Source organism: Streptomyces racemochromogenes (genome assembly GCF_044129415.1).
Classification (GTDB): domain Bacteria; phylum Actinomycetota; class Actinomycetes; order Streptomycetales; family Streptomycetaceae; genus Streptomyces; species Streptomyces racemochromogenes_A.
The window spans coordinates 15,264-33,158 of the sequence record NZ_JBBDHD010000079.1 but is presented as its reverse complement, the minus strand read 5'-3'; the positions used below and the strand labels follow the sequence as shown (position 1 = coordinate 33,158).

Annotated in this window: 19 protein-coding genes; 11 read left to right on the top strand and 8 right to left on the bottom strand. The window is 73.7% G+C overall.

The window, feature by feature from the left end; genetic code table 11:
- The 6 genes from WDV06_RS25290 to WDV06_RS25265 all read left to right on the top strand — a co-directional run.
- The coding region (locus WDV06_RS25290; RefSeq protein WP_395512075.1) for an adenosylhomocysteinase at window positions 1-77 on the top strand (77 nt) is incomplete at its 5' end.
- Between the two features lie 114 nt (window positions 78-191).
- Window positions 192-1,874, top strand: a complete 1,683-nt coding sequence (locus WDV06_RS25285; RefSeq protein ID WP_395512074.1) for a sensor histidine kinase — start codon at window positions 192-194, stop codon at window positions 1,872-1,874.
- Between the two features lie 8 nt (window positions 1,875-1,882).
- On the top strand, window positions 1,883-2,542 hold the full coding sequence (locus tag WDV06_RS25280) for a response regulator (RefSeq protein WP_395512071.1): 660 nt from the start codon (window positions 1,883-1,885) through the stop codon (window positions 2,540-2,542).
- Between the two features lie 114 nt (window positions 2,543-2,656).
- On the top strand, window positions 2,657-4,108 hold the full coding sequence (locus WDV06_RS25275) for a DUF2252 domain-containing protein (protein WP_395512070.1): 1,452 nt from the start codon (window positions 2,657-2,659) through the stop codon (window positions 4,106-4,108).
- 71 nt (window positions 4,109-4,179) lie between these two features.
- A complete protein-coding gene (locus tag WDV06_RS25270) occupies window positions 4,180-5,010 on the top strand; it encodes a J domain-containing protein (RefSeq protein WP_395512069.1) in 831 nt (276 codons plus the stop codon).
- A gap of 61 nt (window positions 5,011-5,071) precedes the next feature.
- Window positions 5,072-5,416 carry a rhodanese-like domain-containing protein gene (locus WDV06_RS25265; RefSeq protein WP_395512068.1) on the top strand — a complete coding sequence of 115 codons (345 nt, stop codon included), beginning with the start codon at window positions 5,072-5,074 and terminating at the stop codon, window positions 5,414-5,416.
- A 6-nt stretch (window positions 5,417-5,422) separates the two neighbouring features.
- Here WDV06_RS25265 and WDV06_RS25260 read toward each other — a convergent pair whose 3' ends face one another.
- The 6 genes from WDV06_RS25260 to paaA form a co-directional block, all read right to left on the bottom strand.
- Window positions 5,423-6,565, bottom strand: a complete 1,143-nt coding sequence (locus WDV06_RS25260) for an acyl-CoA dehydrogenase family protein (protein WP_395512067.1) — start codon at window positions 6,563-6,565, stop codon at window positions 5,423-5,425.
- Window positions 6,566-6,665: 100 nt separating this feature from the next.
- Window positions 6,666-7,769, bottom strand: coding sequence for a 2Fe-2S iron-sulfur cluster-binding protein (locus tag WDV06_RS25255; protein ID WP_395512066.1), 1,104 nt, complete (start codon window positions 7,767-7,769; stop codon window positions 6,666-6,668).
- Entirely contained in the window at window positions 7,770-8,276 is a 507-nt protein-coding gene (gene paaD / locus WDV06_RS25250) for a 1,2-phenylacetyl-CoA epoxidase subunit PaaD (RefSeq protein ID WP_395512065.1), read from the bottom strand.
- Window positions 8,270-9,010, bottom strand: coding sequence for a 1,2-phenylacetyl-CoA epoxidase subunit PaaC (gene paaC, locus WDV06_RS25245; RefSeq protein ID WP_395512064.1), 741 nt, complete (start codon window positions 9,008-9,010; stop codon window positions 8,270-8,272). Before paaC ends, paaD begins: the two co-directional genes overlap by 7 nt.
- Window positions 9,007-9,291 carry a 1,2-phenylacetyl-CoA epoxidase subunit PaaB gene (gene paaB / locus WDV06_RS25240; RefSeq protein WP_042801229.1) on the bottom strand — a complete coding sequence of 95 codons (285 nt, stop codon included), beginning with the start codon at window positions 9,289-9,291 and terminating at the stop codon, window positions 9,007-9,009. Before paaB ends, paaC begins: the two co-directional genes overlap by 4 nt.
- Complete coding sequence (paaA, locus tag WDV06_RS25235; RefSeq protein WP_395512063.1) at window positions 9,288-10,292, bottom strand: 1,2-phenylacetyl-CoA epoxidase subunit PaaA; 1,005 nt, start codon at window positions 10,290-10,292, stop codon at window positions 9,288-9,290. The genes paaB and paaA overlap by 4 nt, the downstream gene beginning before the upstream one ends.
- 148 nt (window positions 10,293-10,440) lie before the next feature.
- Between paaA and WDV06_RS25230 the strand changes: the two genes are divergently transcribed.
- The 3 genes from WDV06_RS25230 to WDV06_RS25220 are packed head-to-tail and all read left to right on the top strand — an operon-like array spanning window position 10,441 to window position 13,046.
- Window positions 10,441-11,109 (top strand): DUF5819 family protein, encoded by a 669-nt coding sequence (locus tag WDV06_RS25230; RefSeq protein WP_395512062.1) that lies wholly within the window; start codon window positions 10,441-10,443, stop codon window positions 11,107-11,109.
- Window positions 11,097-12,299, top strand: a complete 1,203-nt coding sequence (locus tag WDV06_RS25225) for an HTTM domain-containing protein (protein WP_395512061.1) — start codon at window positions 11,097-11,099, stop codon at window positions 12,297-12,299. The genes WDV06_RS25230 and WDV06_RS25225 overlap by 13 nt, the downstream gene beginning before the upstream one ends.
- A 9-nt stretch (window positions 12,300-12,308) precedes the next feature.
- Window positions 12,309-13,046 carry a TrmH family RNA methyltransferase gene (locus tag WDV06_RS25220; RefSeq protein ID WP_395512060.1) on the top strand — a complete coding sequence of 246 codons (738 nt, stop codon included), beginning with the start codon at window positions 12,309-12,311 and terminating at the stop codon, window positions 13,044-13,046.
- Between the two features lie 32 nt (window positions 13,047-13,078).
- Here the strand turns inward: WDV06_RS25220 and paaN are convergent, their stop codons facing one another.
- On the bottom strand, window positions 13,079-14,761 hold the full coding sequence (gene paaN / locus WDV06_RS25215) for a phenylacetic acid degradation protein PaaN (RefSeq protein WP_395512073.1): 1,683 nt from the start codon (window positions 14,759-14,761) through the stop codon (window positions 13,079-13,081).
- Window positions 14,762-14,928: 167 nt separating this feature from the next.
- Between paaN and WDV06_RS25210 the strand changes: the two genes are divergently transcribed.
- Window positions 14,929-16,488 carry a 3-hydroxyacyl-CoA dehydrogenase gene (locus WDV06_RS25210; RefSeq protein WP_395512059.1) on the top strand — a complete coding sequence of 520 codons (1,560 nt, stop codon included), beginning with the start codon at window positions 14,929-14,931 and terminating at the stop codon, window positions 16,486-16,488.
- A complete protein-coding gene (locus WDV06_RS25205) occupies window positions 16,485-17,072 on the top strand; it encodes a TetR/AcrR family transcriptional regulator (protein ID WP_395512058.1) in 588 nt (195 codons plus the stop codon). The genes WDV06_RS25210 and WDV06_RS25205 overlap by 4 nt, the downstream gene beginning before the upstream one ends.
- A gap of 66 nt (window positions 17,073-17,138) precedes the next feature.
- On the opposite strand, the gene WDV06_RS25200 is transcribed toward WDV06_RS25205, so the two are convergent.
- Window positions 17,139-17,753 (bottom strand): Lrp/AsnC family transcriptional regulator, encoded by a 615-nt coding sequence (locus tag WDV06_RS25200; RefSeq protein ID WP_395512057.1) that lies wholly within the window; start codon window positions 17,751-17,753, stop codon window positions 17,139-17,141.
- Between the last annotated feature and the right edge of the window lie 142 nt (window positions 17,754-17,895).

Sequence of the window (17,895 nt, the reverse complement as noted above, 5' to 3'; positions counted from 1 at the left end):
CGCTGCGTCCGGAGCAGGCCGAGTACATCGGCGTCAAGGTCGAGGGCCCGTACAAGCCCGACCACTACCGCTACTGACGGCCGAGCCGTGCCCGCGCCCGTGCGACTTTCGTCAGGCAGGGCGCGACGAAAGAGGGTGGGCGCCAGGGAGCGCGGCTGTCTAGGGTCGGCCGTGTGGATGCCGAGGCGAGGATGCGTGCGGGCCGGGACTGGCTGAAGGGGCCCGAGCCCTGGTCCCGGCGGATGCTGGCCGGGGACCTGACGATCGCCGGGGTGCTGGCCCTGCTGGGCCTCGGCGTCGACGAACTCAGCAACAGCTCCGGCCCGAAGATGGTCCTGGGCGCCGTGGCCGTGGTGGCCCTGGTGCTGCTCCGCCGGCGGCTGCCGGCGGTCACCCTCGTGCTGGGCGCGGCGGCGAGCGCGTTCCTCCCCGCCGTGTTCCTCGTGACGATCCTGCTGGGCTGGTCCGCGGGACGGCGGATCGTGGGCGTGGGCCGGGCGCTCGGCGCGTTCGTGCTGGCTTTCCTCGCGTCGGTCGGCCTCACGCTGGTCGACCAGTGGGCGCAGATGCGGCCCCTGCTGACGGTCGTGTTCACCACCCTGCTGTTCCTGGCCGCGACCGGCATGCCCGGTCTGGCCAGCCGCTACTGGCACCAGCGCCGGACCCTGCTGAGCGCCCTCCAGGAGCGCAACGACCGGCTGGTGATGGAGCGGTCGATGGTCGCCGGGCAGGCCCGGCTGCGGGAACGGCAGCGGATCGCCCAGGACATGCACGACAGCCTGGGCCACCAACTGGCGCTCATCTCCGTGCACACCGGGGCGCTGGAGGTGGACCCGTCTCTGACCGACCGCCAGCGCGAGGCGGTCGGGGTGCTGCGGCAGGCCTCGGTGGCGGCCATGCACGAACTGCGGGAGGTCGTCGGCATCCTGCGCGACGGGGTGGAGGCCCCGGCTCCCGTGGAGGAGGCGCAGCCGGCCGCGCGCGGAGTGGCCGGGATCGCGGGCATCGTGGAGGCCGCGCGGGCCACGGGGACCGACGTACGGCTCAGTACGGCGGGGCGGCCCCGGCCGCTGGTCGCGGCCTGCGACCACGCCGCGTACCGGATCGTGCAGGAGGCGCTGACCAACGCCTACAAGCACGCGCCGGGGTCGGCGATCACCGTGGAACTGCGGTACGAGGACGACTCGCTGGTGGTGGAGATCGCCAACGGTCCGGCGGTCGAACGGTCCTCCGGCGAGGTGGTCTCCGGCGGGCAGGGACTGACGGGGCTGCGCGAGCGGGCCCGGCTGGTCGGGGGCATGGTGCACGCGGGTGCCACCGAGGACGGCGGGTTCCGGGTGGCAGGTGTGCTGCCGTACGGGACGGAGCCGGCCGGACTGGTCGCGGAGGCTGCCGACGACTTCGGGCAGCAGCTGCAAGCGCGGGCGCCGGCGCTCCGGGGGACGCCGAAGGCGGCCCCGCCCATGGACTGGGCGGCGCTGGACCGCGAGCTGGCCAGGCCCGTCCGTACCCGGGCCGGGGGCGTCGCGATGGGCTGCGGGATCGCCGTGGCGGCCCTGGTGCTGCTGGTCATCGTGCTGGGCGCCGGGGCGACCCTGCTGGTGGGCACCGCGAACAAGGCGATGATCGGCCGGGGCGACTACGACGCCGTGCACGTGGGCCAGTCCGAGCAGGAGGTCCGCGGCCGGCTGCCGGACGGCGACAGCGCCCTGACGTCGGGGCTGGACCGCAAGGGCCCGCCGCGGCCCGAGGGGGCGGACTGTTTCGCCCTGCTGTCGGCGGAGGACTCCAGAATGACGACCGACACGGTTTTCCGGTTCTGCTTCCGGGACGGCAAGCTCGTCGAGAAGCAGGCGTACGAGGTCAAGCAGTAGGAGCGCGGGTGACAGCCAAGGTGATCCGAGTGGTGATCGCTGACGACGAGCCGCTGATCCGGGCCGGGATCAGGATGATCCTGACCTCGGCGCCGGACATCGAGGTCGTCGCGGAGGGGGCCGACGGGCGGGAGGCGGTCGAGCTGGCCCGCTCGCACGCCCCGGACGTGGTGCTGCTCGACATCCAGATGCCGGTGATGGACGGGCTGACCGCGCTGGGCGAGCTGGGGCGGGCGGTACCGGGGGCGCGGGTGCTGATCCTGACGACCTTCGGGGAGCGGGAGAACGTGCTGCGGGCGCTCAGCGAGGGAGGCGCGGGCTTCCTGCTGAAGGACTCGGCGCCCGGCGAGCTGATCGGCGCGGTCCGGGCCGCCGCCGCCGGCGACGCCTACCTGTCCCCCGCCGCGACCCGGCACGTGGTGGACCAGCTGGCCACCGGCCGGGCCGCGGGCCGTGCCGAGGAGGCCCGGCGGCGGGTGGACGCGCTGAGCGAGCGGGAGCGAGGGGTACTGGCGCTGCTCGGGGAGGGACTGTCCAACGCGGACGCCGGTCGCAGGCTCCACATGAGCGAGGCGACCGTGAAGACGTACGTGAGCCGGATCCTCGCCAAGCTGGAGTGCGAGAACCGCGTGCAGGCGGCGCTGCTCGCCCGGGACGCCGGTTTGTAGCAGGGCTGTGGCGGCCCTGTGGCGGTGCCGTGCAGGGGACTTGGGGTACGGTCGGGCCGACCTGACCGGCGAAGAAGCGGCCGGCGGGGCGGACGAGGTGCGGGGGCAGGGCAGATGGTGACGGCAGCGGAACAGTACGCGACGGACGCGGCGGAAGCCGCCGGTACGGCCGTGGGGCGGCCCGGGCGGATCCCGCGCGTGCCGGGCTTCGCCCCCAGGGCCGTGACGGGCTCCCCCAAGGAGGCCGGCAAGGCGCTGCGGCTGCGCGTACCGCGCAGCGCCCACGCTTCCTTCGAGATGCCCGCCGACCGTCCCGACGCCGTGCGCGCGGTGGAGGAGTCCAACGTCGGCCGGGTGGCCGAGCTGACCCCGATACGCGTCGGCCGGATGGCCGCCAACCCCTTCGCCTTCCTGCGCGGCGCCGCCGGCCTGATGGCGCACGACCTGTCCGGCGGCCCGGTGACCGGGGTGGGCGCGCAGATCTGCGGCGACGCGCACGCGGCCAACTTCGGCCTCTACGGTGACGCCCGCGGGCGCCTGGTGATCGACCTCAACGACTTCGACGAGACCGTCTTCGGCCCGTGGGAGTGGGACGTGAAGCGGCTCGCCACCTCGCTGGTGCTGGCCGGGCGCGTCGCGGGCGCCGACGAGGACACCTGCCGGGCGGCGGCGCAGGACGCGGTGGGAGCCTACCGGCGCACCATGCGGCTGCTGGCCAAGCTTCCCGCGCTCGACGCGTGGAACGCCATCGCCGACGAGGAGCTCGTCTCCCACACCGACGCCCGCGACCTGCTGGGCACGCTGGAACGGGTCTCCGAGAAGGCCCGCAACAACACCTCCGCCCGGTTCGCCGCCAAGTCCACCGAGGTGTGCGAGGACGGCAGCCGCCGCTTCGTGGACGCGCTGCCCGTGCTGCGCCGGGTCGGCGACCGGGAGGCCGCCGCCGTGGCCGCCTCGCTGGGCCCGTACCTGACGACCCTGTCGGGCGACCGGCTGCCGCTGCTGGCCCGCTACTCGATCCACGACGTGGCCTTCCGCGTCGTCGGCACCGGCAGTGTCGGCACCCGCTCGTACGTGGTGCTGCTGCTGGACCACCGGGGTGAGCCGCTGGTCCTCCAGGTCAAGGAGGCCCGTCCCTCGGTGCTGCTGCCGCACCTGCCCGCGCTGGGCTTCCACTCCCCGCAGGAGGAGCACGAGGGCCGGCGGGTGGTGGCCGGGCAGAAGCGGATGCAGGTGGTCTCCGACATCCTGCTGGGCTGGACCACCGTCGAGGGGCGCCCGTACCAGGTCCGCCAGTTCCGCAACCGCAAGGGCAGCGTGGACCCGGCGGCGCTGACCCCCGACCAGCTCGACGACTACGGCCGGATGACCGGTGCCCTGCTGGCCCGGGCGCACGCCCACAGCGCCGACCCGCGGCTGCTGGCCGGGTACTGCGGCAAGAACGAGGAGCTGGACGAGGCGGTGGGCGCCTTCGCGGTGGCCTACGCCGACCGCAGCGAGGCCGACCACGCGGACCTGCTGGCGGCGGTGCGCTCCGGCCGGATCGCGGCCGAGTTCGGCGTCTGAGCGGCGGCCCGGCCCGCGCCGGGGCATGTTTCACGTGAAACGTGTCCCGGCGCGGGCCGTAGGCTGGCCGGGTGAGCGAGCAGAGCGGACACACAGCCCCCGAAGAGCCCACCGCTTCCGGTGGGGAGCGGCCCGAGGCGCGCCTGGAGCGTGCCGTGCGGGCTGCCGAGCAGGCACTGATCGAGTTCGAGATCGCCGTGGAGACCTTCCGGGTGGAGGTCGAGAACTTCTCCCGGCTCCACCACCAGAAGCTCGGCCCGATGTACTCCCGGCTCGACGAGCTGGACGCGCTGATCGCGGAGGCGAAGGCCGCCCGCAGCGGCGACCCCGAGGACCTGCGGCGGGCTCAGGACGCCCGCTCGCTGGTCATGCCGATGCCCGGGGTGGACGAGCTGTTCCACGACTGGCTGGGTTCGGACGGGATCTCCGACGACGCGGGTGCCATGCTCACCGACCGGCCGGTGCGCCCGCCGGAGCGGGTGCGCCCCTCGGAGGAGGTCCGCCGGCTCTACCGCGAGCTGGTCCGCCGGGCCCACCCGGACCTCGCGCAGGACGAGGCCGAGCGCACGCGCCGTGACGCGTTCATCGCACGGGTCAACGCCGCCTACGGCCGCGGTGAGGAGCAGCTGCTGCGCGAGCTGGCCGAGGAGTGGGACGCCGGCCCGGCGCCCCAGGCGGTGGCGCCGAGCGAGAGCGAGGAGCTCTACGCCCGGCTGGAGTGGCTGTCGCAGCGCAAGGAGCTGCTGTCGATGGTGGCCAAGGAGCTGGAGGACAGCGCGATCGGCGCGATGCTGCGGATGGCGCCCGACGACCCGGACCGGCTGCTGGAGGAGATCGCCGAGCAGCTGCTGGCGCAGGTCTCCGAGCGCGAGGCGGAGCTGGCCTCCTACGCGACTCCGTGAGCCGTGGCCTCGGGGTCGGATAGGTTGGCAGCCAGACCCGCGAAGAGAGAAGGCGACTGTCATGAACTTCGGACCGCTCCCCTCGGTGGAGGCCGCCGCGGTGCCCGCCGAAGGCCTCGTCCTGGACGTCCGTGAGAACGACGAGTGGGCGGCCGGGCATGTCGAGGGCGCGCTGCACGTCCCGATGAGCGACTTCGTCGCCCGCTTCGGCGAGGTGACGGAGGCGGTCGCCGACGGACGCACCGCCTACGTGATGTGCCGTGTGGGCGGACGCAGCGCCCAGGTCACCCAGTACCTGGTGGGCCAGGGCATCGACGCGGTCAACGTGACCGGCGGGATGCAGGCGTGGGAGGGCGCCGGGCGCCCGATGGTGACGGACCACGGGAACCCGGCCTTCGTCCTGTAGGCCGGGTCAGCCGAGGGGGTGGGCGGCCAGCAGGTCGCCCAGGGCCTCCTCGTGCGCGGCGGCCGGGCCGAGCTGGAGCTCCAGCTGCTTGGCCCAGGCGTGGTAGCGGTGCAGTGGGTAGTCGGTGTCGGCGCCGAAGCCGCCGTGCAGGTGCTGTGCGGTCTGCACGACCCGCCGTACGCCCTCGGAGGCCCAGATCTTGGCGACGGCCACGTCCCCGGAGACGGGCAGCGGGCCGCCCGCCGCTCCGGTCGCGGCGTCGAGGCGCCAGGCCGCCTGCCAGAGGGTGACCTCCATGGCCCGCAGGTCGATGTAGCGGTCGGCGGTCTGGACCGCGACGGCCTGGAAGGTGGCCACGGGGAACCCGAACTGCTCCCGCTTGCCGGTGTAGTCGCCGGTCATGGCGAGGACGGCCTCGCCGAGGCCGAGTGCGAGGGCGCAGGTGCCGGTGGCCAGGACCTGGCGCAGCCGCTCCCAGGCGCCGGGGGCGTCGATCACGTGGGCCGCGGGGGCGCGGACCCCCTCCAGGGTGAGCTCCGCGAGCCTCTCCCCGCTGGTGGAGTACTGGTCGGCGAGGGCGAGGCCCTCGGTGTCCCGCGGGAGCAGCGCGAGGACGGCCTCGCCCTCTCCGGTGTGCGCGGGTACGGCGATCCAGTCGCTGCCGTGCGCCCAGGGGACGGCCGTCTGCACCCCGTCCAGGGTCCAGTCCGAACCTTCCCGGCGTGCGGTGACCGCCAGTTCGGCGGGGTCGTGGCCGGTGCGGCCCTGCGCGGCGACGGTGAGGACGAGCGTGCCGCGCGCGGCGCCGGGCAGCAGGGCGGCGGTCAGCTCGGGGCCGCCGTGGGCCTGGACGGCCATGGCGGTGGCGCAGTGCTCCAGCAGCGGGACCCGGGCCAGCACCCTGGCCGCCTCGCGCAGCACCAGGCAGAGCGCGATGGTGTCCAGGCCGGAGCCCCCGTACTCCTCGGCGAGGACGAGGCCCGGCAGGTCGGAGCCGGCGAGCGTGGCCCACAGGGGCCGGTCGAAGTCCTCCGCGACGGCTCCCGGGGTGAGCGCCGGGCTGGGCACGCCGTCGGGAGCGACATCGGCGAACACCGCCCTGGCCGCCTCGACGGCCGCCTGCTGTTCCTCGGTGAAGGTGAAGTCCACTGCCTGTCCTCCCGCGTGCACCGGTTCCGATCCGGGTAGTGGATCTGACGGGCCGTCAAGATAGAACAGGCGGCGGCAAAAACACAGCCTGCCGGCAGGCTCAGCGGTCGAAGTCGATCTCCACTTCCTCCGTCACCGGGTGGGACTGGCAGGCCAGTACGAACCCGGCCTCCGTCTCCTCCTCCTCCAACGCGAAGTTGCGTTCCATCCGCACCTCGCCCGACACCACGAACGCCCGGCAGGTGCCGCAGACGCCGCCCTTGCAGGCGTACGGGGCGTCGGCACGGTTGCGCAGGACGGCGTCCAGCAGGGACTCCCCGTCCCGCACCGGCCAGGTGCCCGAGCGGCCGTCGAGCCGGGCCGTGACCCGCCCGTGGGCCGCGACCGGGGCCGAGGACCGTACGGGCACCTGCGGGGCGGTCTCCTCCACGTGGAAGATCTCCTCGTGCACCCGGGTCCGTGCGACGCCCAGCGCGCCCAGGGCCCGCTCGGCGCCCGTCACCAGCCCGTACGGGCCGCACAGGAACCAGCCCGTGACCTCCGGGACCGGCAGCAGAGCGGGCAGCAGGGCCGTGAGGCGCGCCTCGTCGAGCCGCCCGGACGGCAGTCCTGCCTCCTGCTCCTCGCGGGAGAGGACGGTGACGAGCTGGAAGCGGTCGGGGTGGCGGTCCTTGAGGTCGGCCACCTCCTCCAGGAACATCGTGGAGGCCGCCGTGCGGTCACTGCGCACCAGGCAGAACCGGGCGTCGGCGCGGGCCGCGAGGAGGGTCGCCGCGATCGACAGCACCGGGGTGATCCCGCTGCCGCCGACGATCGCCGCGTAGTGCGGGGAGGCCGGGGCGGCCGCCGGGTCCAGCACGAAGCGGCCGGCCGGGACCATCACGTCCAGCACGTCGCCGGCGGCGATCTCCTTGTGGGCGAAGGTGGAGAACTCGCCTCCCTCCACGAGTCGCACGCCCACCCGCAGCTCGGCCGGGCCCGGGCCGTCGGCGGCCGGGGCGGGGGAGCAGATCGAGTAGGTGCGTCGGACCTCGGCGCCCTCGGCGGGCCGGCGGCGGAGCGTGAGGTGCTGGCCGGGGGCGTGCCGGTACTCGGCGCGCAGCTCCTCGGGCACCGACAGGGTCAGCGCCACAGAGTCGTCGGTGAGCCGGTCGACCGCCGCCACCGTCAGGGGGTGGAACGCGCCGTGGCGGGGTGCGGCCATCTACAGCTCCTTGAAGTGGTCGAACGGTTCGCGGCAGGCGACGCACCGGCGCAGCGCCTTGCAGGCGGTGGAGGAGAACCGGCTGAGCAGCTCGGTGTCGGTCGAGCCGCAGTTCGGGCAGCGGACCGACAGGGTGAGCGGGACCGGCCCTCCGGCGGCGTGCGGGCGGGGCGGGGCGATGCCGAACTCGGCGAGCTTGCGGCGGCCTTCGGCGCTGATGTCGTCGGTGGACCAGGCGGGGGAGAGCACCGTGGTGACCCGCACTTCGGGTATGCCGTGCCCGGTCAGGACCCGCTCGATGTCGGCGGACATGGCCTCGATGGCCGGGCAGCCGGTGTAGGTGGGGGTCAGGAGCACCTCGGCGTGCCCGTCGTCATGCATCCGCACACCGCGCAGGACCCCCAGCTCGGACAGGGTAAGCACGGGCAGCTCGGGGTCGGGGACGGTGCCGGCCAGCTCGGCCAGCTCCGCCTCCAGACGGGTGGTCCCGGCGGCGGCGGTCACCACGACGCCCCGGGGTGGCTGCGGTGTAGGTGCTGCATCTCCGCGAGGAGCCGCCCGAACGACTCGGTGTGCAGGCCCTGACGGCCGGCTCCGGCGGCCCAGGCACCCGTGCGGGGCCCCTCGGGCAGGTCGAGCCCGGCCTGCTCCAGTATCGCGCCCAGGGCGGCCAGCCAGCGGGCCTCCAGGGCGGCCGGGTCCACGTCGAGGCCGTCGACCGGCCGGAACAGCTCCCCGGTGTACTTCCACAGGGCGTCCAGGGCCGCGCGCATCCGGCGGCGGCTCTCCTCGGTGCCGTCGCCGAGCCGCAGCGTCCACTGCTCGGCGTGGTCGCGGTGGTAGGCGGTCTCCTTGACGGCCTTGGCGGCCAGCGCGGCGAACGGCCCTTCACCGGCGGCCAGTTCCGTGTACAGCTCGTGCTGGTACAGGGAGAAGTACAGCTGGCGGGCGATGGTGTGGGCGAAGTCCCCGTTGGGCTGCTCGACCAGCTGGACGTTGCGGAAGGCGCGCTCCTCGCGCAGGAACGCCAGTTCGTCCTCGTCGCCCGCCATGGACAGCAGGACGCGGGCCTGGCCGAGCAGGTCGAGCGCGATGTTCGCGAGGGCGACCTCCTCCTCCAGGACCGGGGCGTGGCCCGCCCACTCGCCGAGGCGGTGGGAGAGGATCAGCGCGTCGTCCGCGAGGGAGAGGACGGCGGCCGTGGCCGCCGGCGGGGTGGTGGTGGCGGTGTCGGCGCTCACAGGTGGCGCACCCCCTCGGGGATCTCGTAGAAGGTGGGGTGCCGGTAGGGCTTGTCGGCGGACGGGGCGAAGAACGGGTCCCGCTCGTCCGGCGAGGAGGCCGTGATCTCGGCGGAGGGCACGACCCAGATGGAGACGCCTTCGTTGCGTCGCGTGTAGAGGTCGCGTGCGTTGCGCAGGGCCATCTCCGCGTCGGGGGCGTGCAGGCTGCCCGCGTGCGTGTGCGAGAGGCCGCGGCGCGAGCGCACGAACACCTCCCACAGGGGCCAGTTCTGCGTCATGCCTGTACCTCTCGTCCGGTGCCGGTGTGCTTCTGCGCGTACGCCGTGGCCGCTTCGCGGACCCAGGCGCCTTCCTCGTGGGCCCTGCGCCGCTGGCTGATGCGCTGTTCGTTGCAGGGGCCGTTGCCCTTGAGCACGTCCCAGAACTCGGCCCAGTCGATGGCGCCGAAGTCGTAGTGGCCGCGCTCCTCGTTCCACTTGATGTCCGGGTCGGGCAGGGTCAGGCCCAGGGACTCGGCCTGCGGGACGGCGATGTCGACGAAGCGCTGGCGCAGCTCGTCGTTGGAGTGCCGCTTGATCCGCCAGGCCATCGCCTGCGCGCTGTGGACCGACTCGTCGTCCGGCGGCCCGAACATCATCAGGGAGGGCCACCACCAGCGGTCGACCGCGTCCTGCGCCATGGCGTGCTGGGCCTCGGTGCCCTGCGAGAGGGCGAGGAGCAGCTCGTACCCCTGGCGCTGGTGGAAGGACTCCTCCTTGCAGATGCGGACCATCGCGCGGGCGTAGGGGCCGTAGGAGCACCGGCAGATCGGCACCTGGTTGGTGATCGCCGCGCCGTCCACGAGCCAGCCGATGGCGCCGACGTCCGCCCAGGTCAGGGTCGGGTAGTTGAAGATCGAGGAGTACTTCTGCTTCCCGGAGTGGAGCTTGTCGAGGAGCTCGTCCCGGCTGGTGCCCAGGGTCTCGGCGGCGCTGTAGAGGTAGAGGCCGTGCCCCGCCTCGTCCTGCACCTTGGCCATCAGGATCGCCTTGCGGCGCAGGGAGGGCGCGCGGGTGATCCAGTTGGCCTCGGGCTGCATGCCGATGATCTCGGAGTGGGCGTGCTGTGCCATCTGCCGGACCAGGGAGGCGCGGTACTCCTCGGGCATCCAGTCACGCGGCTCCACGCGCTCGTCCGCCGCGACGGCGGCGTCGAAGTCCGCCCTCAGCTGCGCGCCGAGGTCGGCGGCCTCTGCGTCCGCCCCGCCCGACGTCCCCGTCTCCGGAGTCACTGCGACCATCACGGCTCCCTGTCCGAATCTGCGTCCGAGCCCGCCCGTCCGCCCGACCGACCGATCGTTCGGTTCATGCTCTTCAATGGTGAGACGGCGGCCCGTAGGGTGTCAACCTCTGTGGGCAACCCTGTGGACGCCGGATGATCGGGGCGGGATGGTTTCGAACGAGCGCGAGCGCGAGGACGAGCCCGGTGCCGCACCTCCCCGGGCGCCCGGAATCGCCGGCCTGTCCCTCCCGTACCGGGTCCTCGCGGCGCTGGTCCTGGCGGCCCTCGCCGTCACCGCCTGCCTGCACCTGGGACTGGTCTTCCTGCACGTCGCGCCGTCCAACACGCTGAGCAAGCGGCACGCCGCCCTGGTCGACGGCTGGGTCTACCCGGAGTTCGAACAGAACTGGAAGCTCTTCGCCCCCAACCCCCTCCAGCAGAACATCGCCGTGGAGGCCCGCGCCCAGATCCGCGACGCGGCGGGCGCCCTCGTCACCACCGACTGGCGCGACCTGTCCGCCGAGGACGCGGCCGGCATCCGGCACAACCCGCTGCCGAGCCACACCCGGCAGAACGAGCTCCGCCGGGCCTGGGACTTCTTCACCGGCTCCCACGACGACGACAACAAGCCGGTGCAGGCCGAGCGCGCCGAGCTGTCCGAGGAGTACCTGAAGCGGATCGCGGGCCTCCGGCTGGGCGCCGGACTGCCCGACGGGGACCGGATCGTACGGGTCCAGCTGCGCTCGGCGACCCGGTCCGTGGCGGCGCCGGCCTGGAGCACGGAGAAGACCGACACGCGGACGTACTACCGGGAGCTGCCGTGGTGGACCGTCTGAGGCGGGCGCTCGCGCGGGTCAGCGGGGAGGCGCTCGGCCCGTACCAGAGCGCCGTCGTACGGATCGGCTTCGCCGGGACCTGGCTGTTCTTCCTGCTGCGCGAGTTCCCGCACCGGCACGAGCTGTACGGGCCCGACGGGCCCTGGAGCTGGGAACTCGCGCAGCGGCTCGTCTCCGGGAACCACGCCTTCACGGTGCTGCTGTGGTCCGCGTCAGGGTGGTGGTTCGAACTCGTCTACGGCCTCGCCGCCGCCGCGAGCGCGCTGCTGGCACTGGGCTGGCGGACGCGGGCGACCTCCGTGCTGTTCATGGCCGGCGTGCTCTCGCTGCAGAACCGCAGCGTCTTCATGGGTGACGGCGGGGACAACGTCGTCCACCTGATGGCGATGTACCTGGTGCTGACGCGCTGCGCGCGGGTGTGGTCCCTCGACGCCCGCCGGGCCCGGCTGCGGGGGAGCGCGTCGGCGGGGGCGACCGGGCCGGTGCTGTGGGGGGTGCTCGGCGCGGTCCTCGCGTACGGGGGCCTGAGCGGGCGGCTGGGCGGCGGGTGGACGGCCGTGTTCGCGGCGCTGTGGACCGGCGCGGCGCTGTGGTGGCTGGTCGAGCGGTACGAGCCCGAGGGCGAGCGGCGGGCCGCGCTGGACGTGCTGGCGAACCTGCTGCACAACGCCGGGATGCTGGTGATCACGGCGGAGGTGTGCCTGATCTACGCCACGGCGGGCTGGTACAAGATCCAGGGCTCCCGGTGGCAGGACGGGACCGCGCTGTACTACCCGCTGCGGCTGGACTACTTCACCCCGTGGCCGGAGCTGTCGGGGGTGCTGGCCGGGAGCGGGGTCGCGGTGATGCTGCTGACCTACGGGACCGTGCTGGTGCAGGTCGCCTTTCCGTTCACGCTGTTCAACCGGCGGGTCAAGAACGTGCTGCTCGCCGTGATGATGCTGGAGCACGCGGGGATCGCGGTGCTGCTGGGGCTGCCGTTCTTCTCGTTGGCGATGATCGCCGCCGACGCGGTGTTCCTCCCCACGGGGCTGCTGGTGCGGGTGGGCGCGCGGGTGCGCCTGCCGCGGCGCGGCGCCCCTCCCCGCCCCGCCCTCTCCCCTGCTCCGGGGTCTGCGCCCCGGCCCTGGGAGGTGCCCCCGGACGCGGCCGGACGGGTGCCGGCGAGTCCGGCCGGCGGCGGGTCGTAGGGTCGGGGCATGAGTGTTGTGGTGCGGGAGTGGGCCGAGTGCGCCGGGCGGGACGACGTCGTGTTGCTGGACGGGTTCCACGCCCTGAAGCACGCCCTGCGGTTCGGGGCCGAGGTGCTGGCCGTCGTCGCCGACGACCCCGAGGGGGTCGGGGCCCTCGCCGCCGAGCTGGCTCCCGACGTGGAGGGGGTGGTGGCCCGGCTGGTGCGCCCGGGACCGCTCAAGGAGCTGCTGCCCCGCGTGCACCCCACCGGGGTCGCGGCCCTCGCCGTACGCCCCGACCGCGCGGCCGGGCGGGCCGCCCTGACACGGATGCCCCGGCCCGCGCCCGTCGTGCTCCTCGACAACCCCCGCAACCTCGGCAACGTCGGCGCCGTCGTCCGCCTCGCCGCCGGATTCGGCGCCACCGGCGTGGTCACGCGCGGCGACCTCGACCCCTGGCACCCCAACGTGGTCCGCGCCGGGGCCGGGCTGCACTACGCGACCACCGTCGACCGGGTGGAACTGGCGGAGCTCCCGCCCGGGCCCGTGTACGCGCTCGACCCGGAGGGCGAGGACATCCGTGCCCTCACCCTCCCGGACGACGCCCTGCTCGCCTTCGGCTCCGAACGCCACGGGATCTCGCCCGAGCTGCGCGCCCGGGCCGATCACCTCGTCTCGCTGCCGATGCGGCCGCAGGTCTCCAGCTACAACCTGGCCACCAGTGTGGCCATGACCCTCTTCCACTGGGGCGGCCCGCGCCCCTGAGGACCCCGCCCCGGGGACCCCGCCCCCGAGGACTACGCCTGGCGGCGGACCTCCACCACGCGGAAGCGGTTCGCGACGAACGCGCCGTCGCACAGGGCGGCGTTCGCCGCGGGGTTGCCGCCCGAGCCGTGGAAGTCGGAGAAGGCCGCCGTCTGGTTGACGTAGACCCCGCCCGTCAGGTTCAGCGACAGCTGCGCCGACTCCTCCAGGCAGACCTCCTCGATCGCCCGCTCGGTGTCCGCCGAGGTGGTGTACGCGCCCACCGTCATGGCGCCCTTCTCCCGCACCGTGCGGCGCAGCAGCTCCAGGGCGTCGGCCGTGGAGTCCACCGCCACCGCGAAGGAGACCGGGCCGAAGCACTCCGACAGGTACGCGGCCTCCGGGTCCGGCTTGCCGGCGTCCAGCTTCACGATCACCGGGGTGCGCACGACCGCGTCCGGGAACTCGGGGTTGGCCACCTCGCGCGAGGCCAGCGCGACCTCGCCCAGTCCGGCCGCCGCCTCCAGACGGGCCTTGACGTCCGGGTTGACCAGCGCGCCCAGCAGCGCGTTGGCCCGGGCGTCGTCGCCGAGCAGCCCGCCGACGGAGGCGGCGAGGTCGGCGACGACCTCGTCGTACGACTTGTGGCCGGCGTCCGTCTCGATGCCGTCGCGCGGGATCAGCAGGTTCTGCGGGGTGGTGCACATCTGGCCGCTGTAGAGGGAGAGCGAGAAGGCCAGGTTGGACAGCATGCCCTTGTAGTCGGAGGTCGAGTCGACGACGACCGTGTTGACGCCCGCCTTCTCCGTGTAGACCTGCGCCTGGCGGGCGTTGGCCTCCAGCCAGTCGCCGAACTCCGTCGAACCGGTGTAGTCGATCAGCTTGATCTCGGGCCGGACCGCGAGGGTCTTGGCGATGCCCTCACCCGGCCGCTCGACCGCCAGCGCCACCAGGTTCGGGTCGAAGCCCGCCTCGGCGAGGACCTCGCGGGCCACCTTGACGGTCAGGGCCAGCGGGAGGACGGCGCGCGGGTGCGGCTTGACCAGGACGGCGTTGCCGGTGGCGAGCGAGGCGAACAGGCCGGGGTAGCCGTTCCAGGTGGGGAAGGTGTTGCAGCCGATCATCAGCGCGATGCCGCGCGGCACCGCCGTGAAGGTCTTGCCGAGCTCCAGCGGGTCCCGCTTGCCCTGCGGCTTCGACCAGTCGGCCTGGCCGGGGACGCGGGTCTGCTCCTCGTACGCGTAGGCGACGGCCTCCAGGCCGCGGTCCTGCGCGTGGGGGCCGCCCGCCTGGAACGCCATCATGAAGGCCTGGCCGCTGGTGTGCATCACCGCGTGCGCGAACTCGTGCGTGCGGGCGGAGATGCGGGCGAGGATCTCGATGGAGACCAGGGCGCGGGTCTCGGGACCGGCGTCCCGCCAGGCGGCGATGCCCGCCTTCATCGCGGGCAGCAGCACGTCCACGTCGGCGTGCGGGTACTCCACGCCCAGCTCCGGGCCGTACGGGGAGACCTCCCCGCCGGTCCAGCCGTCGGTTCCGGGCTGGTCGAGGTCGAAGCGGGTGCCGCGGACGGCCTCGAAGGCGGCGAGCCCGTCGGCCGGGGCGGTCTCGCCGTAGGCCTTGGGGTGCTCGGGGTGCGGGGACCAGTAGGCGCGGCTGCGGATGGCAGCCAGCGCCTGGTCCAGGGTGGGCCGGTGCTTCTCGGTGAGCCGGGAGAGGGTGAGCTCGGCGGCCATCAGGGACCAACTCCTCGTTGAGCCGGGCAGGATCGGCTGGTTCACAGCGCGAGATCAGGCAGGGGCGGGTGAAGAAGAGCAGACTGGAGTTAGAGTAACCGAACGATCGGTCGGGACAAGAGGGCCCGGGAGGACCTGTGGACAACCCGGTGCGGGAGGATCAGGACATGACAGCAATCGAGCGGTCCCGCACTGTGGCGGTCGTCGGCGCCGGCACCATGGGACAGGGCATCGCCCAGGTGGCCCTCCTCGCAGGTCACCGCGTGCTGATCCACGACATCGACGGTGCCCTCGCCGCCACCGGCGCCGGCCTCGTGCGCGACCGCGTCGAGCGCATGGCCGCCAAGGGGCGCCTCGACCGGGCCGAGGCCGAGGACGCCGCCGGCCGGATCCGGGCCGCCGAGGGCCTCGCCGACCTGGCCGACGCCGCCCTCGTCGTCGAGGCGGTCGTCGAGGACGTCACCGTCAAGCGCGCCCTCTTCGCGGCACTCGAAGAGGTGGTTTCGCCGGACGCCCTCCTGGCCACCAACACCTCCTCGCTCTCCGTCACCGAGCTCGCCGCCGGCCTCGCCCACCCGGGCCGCTTCCTCGGCCTGCACTTCTTCAACCCGGCCCCGCTGCTCCCCCTCGTCGAGGTGGTGAGCGGCTCCGCCACCGATCCGGCCGCCGCCGAGCGCGCGTACCGCACCGTCCTGGGCTGGGGGAAGACCCCGGTCCGCTGCGCCGACACCCCCGGCTTCATCGTCAACCGGATCGCCCGCCCCTTCTACGCCGAAGCCTTCGCCGTGTACGAGGAGCAGGGCGCCGACCCCGCGACCATCGACGCCGTCCTGCGCGAGAGCGGCGGTTTCAGGATGGGCCCGTTCGCGCTGACCGACCTGATCGGCCAGGACGTCAACGAGGCCGTCACCCGCTCGGTCTGGGAGTCCTTCTTCCGCAGCCCCAAGTTCACTCCTTCGCTCGCCCAGCGCCGCCTGGTCCAGTCGGGCCGCCTCGGCCGCAAGTCCGGGCACGGCTGGTACCCGTACGGCGAGGGTGCGCAGCCGGCCGCGCCGCGCACCGCCGGGCCCGAGGAGGCGCCGGAGAAGGTGACCGTCGTCGGTGACCTCGGCCCGGCCGCCGCCCTGGCGGACCTCATCGAGGAGGCCGGGATCGCGGTGACCTCCACCGCGCACGGCGGCCCGTACATCCAGCTGCCCGGGGAGGGCCAGCTGGTGCTCGCCGACGGCAAGACCGCGGTCGAGTTCACCGACGTGGTCTACTTCGACCTCGCGCTGGACTACCGCGAGGCCACCCGCGTCGCCCTGTCGGTCAGCGAGGACACCAGCGAGCGCACCCTCGCCGAGGCCGTCGGCCTCTTCCAGAGGCTCGGCAAGCAGGTCTCCGTCATCGGCGACGTCCCCGGCATGATCGTCGCCCGGACCGTCGCCATGCTGATCGACCTGACGGCCGACGCCGTGGCCCGCGGGGTGGCCTCCGCCGAGGACATCGACACCGCCATGCGCCTCGGCGTCAACTACCCGCTGGGCCCCTCCGAGTGGCACACACGCCTCGGCCGGGACTGGGCGTACGACCTGCTGCACCACCTGGACGAGCGCTGTCCCGGCGGCCGCTACGCACCCTCGCTGGCCCTCTTCAAGCTGGGCTACGCGGACGACGGCGAGGCGGACGGGGGCGCCGCGGAGGGCGACGCCGCGGTGGACGAGGCGCAGGAGGGCACCGGATGACCACGGCCAGGCGGGACACCTACACCCCCGAGACGCTCCTGTCGGTGGCGGTGCGGGTCTTCAACGAACGCGGCTACGACGGCACGTCCATGGAGCACCTCTCCAAGGCCGCCGGCATCTCCAAGTCCTCGATCTACCACCACGTCGCCGGCAAGGAGGAGCTGCTGCACCGGGCCGTCAGCCGGGCGCTGGACGAGCTCTTCGCCGTGCTGGAGGAGCCCGGCGCCCTGCGCGGCCGGGCGGTCGCGCGCGTCGAGTACGTCACCCGCCGCACCGTCGAGGTCCTGGTCGCGGAGCTCCCCTACGTCACCCTGCTGCTGCGGGTGCGCGGCAACACCCGCACCGAGCGCTGGGCGCTGGAGCGCCGCCGCGAGTTCGACCACCAGGTCGCGGAGCTGCTCAAGGCCGCCGCCGCGGACGGGGACCTGCGGGCGGACGTGGACATCCGGCTGGCCACGCGCCTGCTCTTCGGCATGGTCAACTCGCTGGTCGAGTGGTACCGCCCGCACCCGGGCACGACCTCCGACCAGCTCGCGGACGCGGTGGTCGGCATGGCCCTGGACGGCCTGCGCGCGAAGGCGTAGCCCAAGGGGCGGGGGAAGGGGCGGGGAGGCCGGGGTCCGGCCTTCCCGCCCCTTCCGCTTTCCCGTTCAGTCCTCCGTCAGCGCAGGACTGCCGGCCGGGCCCGGGTCCAGCAGGTCCGTCTCCTCGAACACCAGAAGCGTGCGGGTGGAGAGCACCTCGGGGATGGCCTGCAGGCGGGTCAGGACCAGCTCCCGGAGGGTGCGGTTGTCCGCCGTGTGGACCAGCAGCAGGACGTCGAAGTCCCCGCTGACGAGCGCGATGTGGGCGGCCCCCGGAAGCTCGCGCAGCTTCTCGCGCACCGTGCGCCAGGAATTCTGGACGATCTTCAAGGTGATATAGGCGGAAGCCCCCTGACCTGCGCGTTCGTGGTTCACCCGGGCAGTGAACCCGCGGATCACCCCGTCGTCGATCAGCCGGTTGATGCGGGCGTACGCGTTCGCGCGCGAGACGTGCACCTGCTCGGCGACCGACCGTATCGACGCGCGGCCGTCCGCCTGGAGCAGCCGCATGATCGACCGGTCGATCGGGTCCAGGGGGCGGGGCGGCACGGGCGGCGCCGACGGGGCGGGCGGGGCCTGCGGTGCCGTGACCTGGGCGGGGGGCGGGGCCGGTGGGGCGGCCGGGGCACCTCCCGGTGAAGCCGGTCCGGAACCCGTTCCGGCCATTTGTTCATCCGGCATTGCCCACTGCCTCCCTCTCCTGGACGTCCTGCATCCATCCCAGGGCCCCGTCGCCAGTTTGTCCACAGCCTGGAGCCGCCTGTAGCCAAATTGCGCCGACGACCGAACAATCGGTAGGTGAGGCACCCCGCAACCGGGGGCC

Bases quoted from the DNA above. Each gene is read 5' to 3' on its own strand.
- WDV06_RS25205 (WP_395512058.1), top strand. From the start codon at position 16,485: ATGACCACGGCCAGGCGGGACACCTACACCCCCGAGACGCTCCTGTCG.
- WDV06_RS25200 (WP_395512057.1), bottom strand. From the start codon at position 17,753: ATGCCGGATGAACAAATGGCCGGAACGGGTTCCGGACCGGCTTCACCG.
- WDV06_RS25220 (WP_395512060.1), top strand. From the start codon at position 12,309: ATGAGTGTTGTGGTGCGGGAGTGGGCCGAGTGCGCCGGGCGGGACGAC.
- WDV06_RS25230 (WP_395512062.1), top strand. From the start codon at position 10,441: ATGGTTTCGAACGAGCGCGAGCGCGAGGACGAGCCCGGTGCCGCACCT.
- WDV06_RS25210 (WP_395512059.1), top strand. From the start codon at position 14,929: ATGACAGCAATCGAGCGGTCCCGCACTGTGGCGGTCGTCGGCGCCGGC.
- paaN (WP_395512073.1), bottom strand. From the start codon at position 14,761: ATGGCCGCCGAGCTCACCCTCTCCCGGCTCACCGAGAAGCACCGGCCC.
- WDV06_RS25265 (WP_395512068.1), top strand. From the start codon at position 5,072: ATGAACTTCGGACCGCTCCCCTCGGTGGAGGCCGCCGCGGTGCCCGCC.
- WDV06_RS25285 (WP_395512074.1), top strand. From the start codon at position 192: ATGCGTGCGGGCCGGGACTGGCTGAAGGGGCCCGAGCCCTGGTCCCGG.
- paaA (WP_395512063.1), bottom strand. From the start codon at position 10,292: ATGGTCGCAGTGACTCCGGAGACGGGGACGTCGGGCGGGGCGGACGCA.
- WDV06_RS25275 (WP_395512070.1), top strand. From the start codon at position 2,657: ATGGTGACGGCAGCGGAACAGTACGCGACGGACGCGGCGGAAGCCGCC.
- paaB (WP_042801229.1), bottom strand. From the start codon at position 9,291: ATGACGCAGAACTGGCCCCTGTGGGAGGTGTTCGTGCGCTCGCGCCGC.
- WDV06_RS25255 (WP_395512066.1), bottom strand. From the start codon at position 7,769: ATGGCCGCACCCCGCCACGGCGCGTTCCACCCCCTGACGGTGGCGGCG.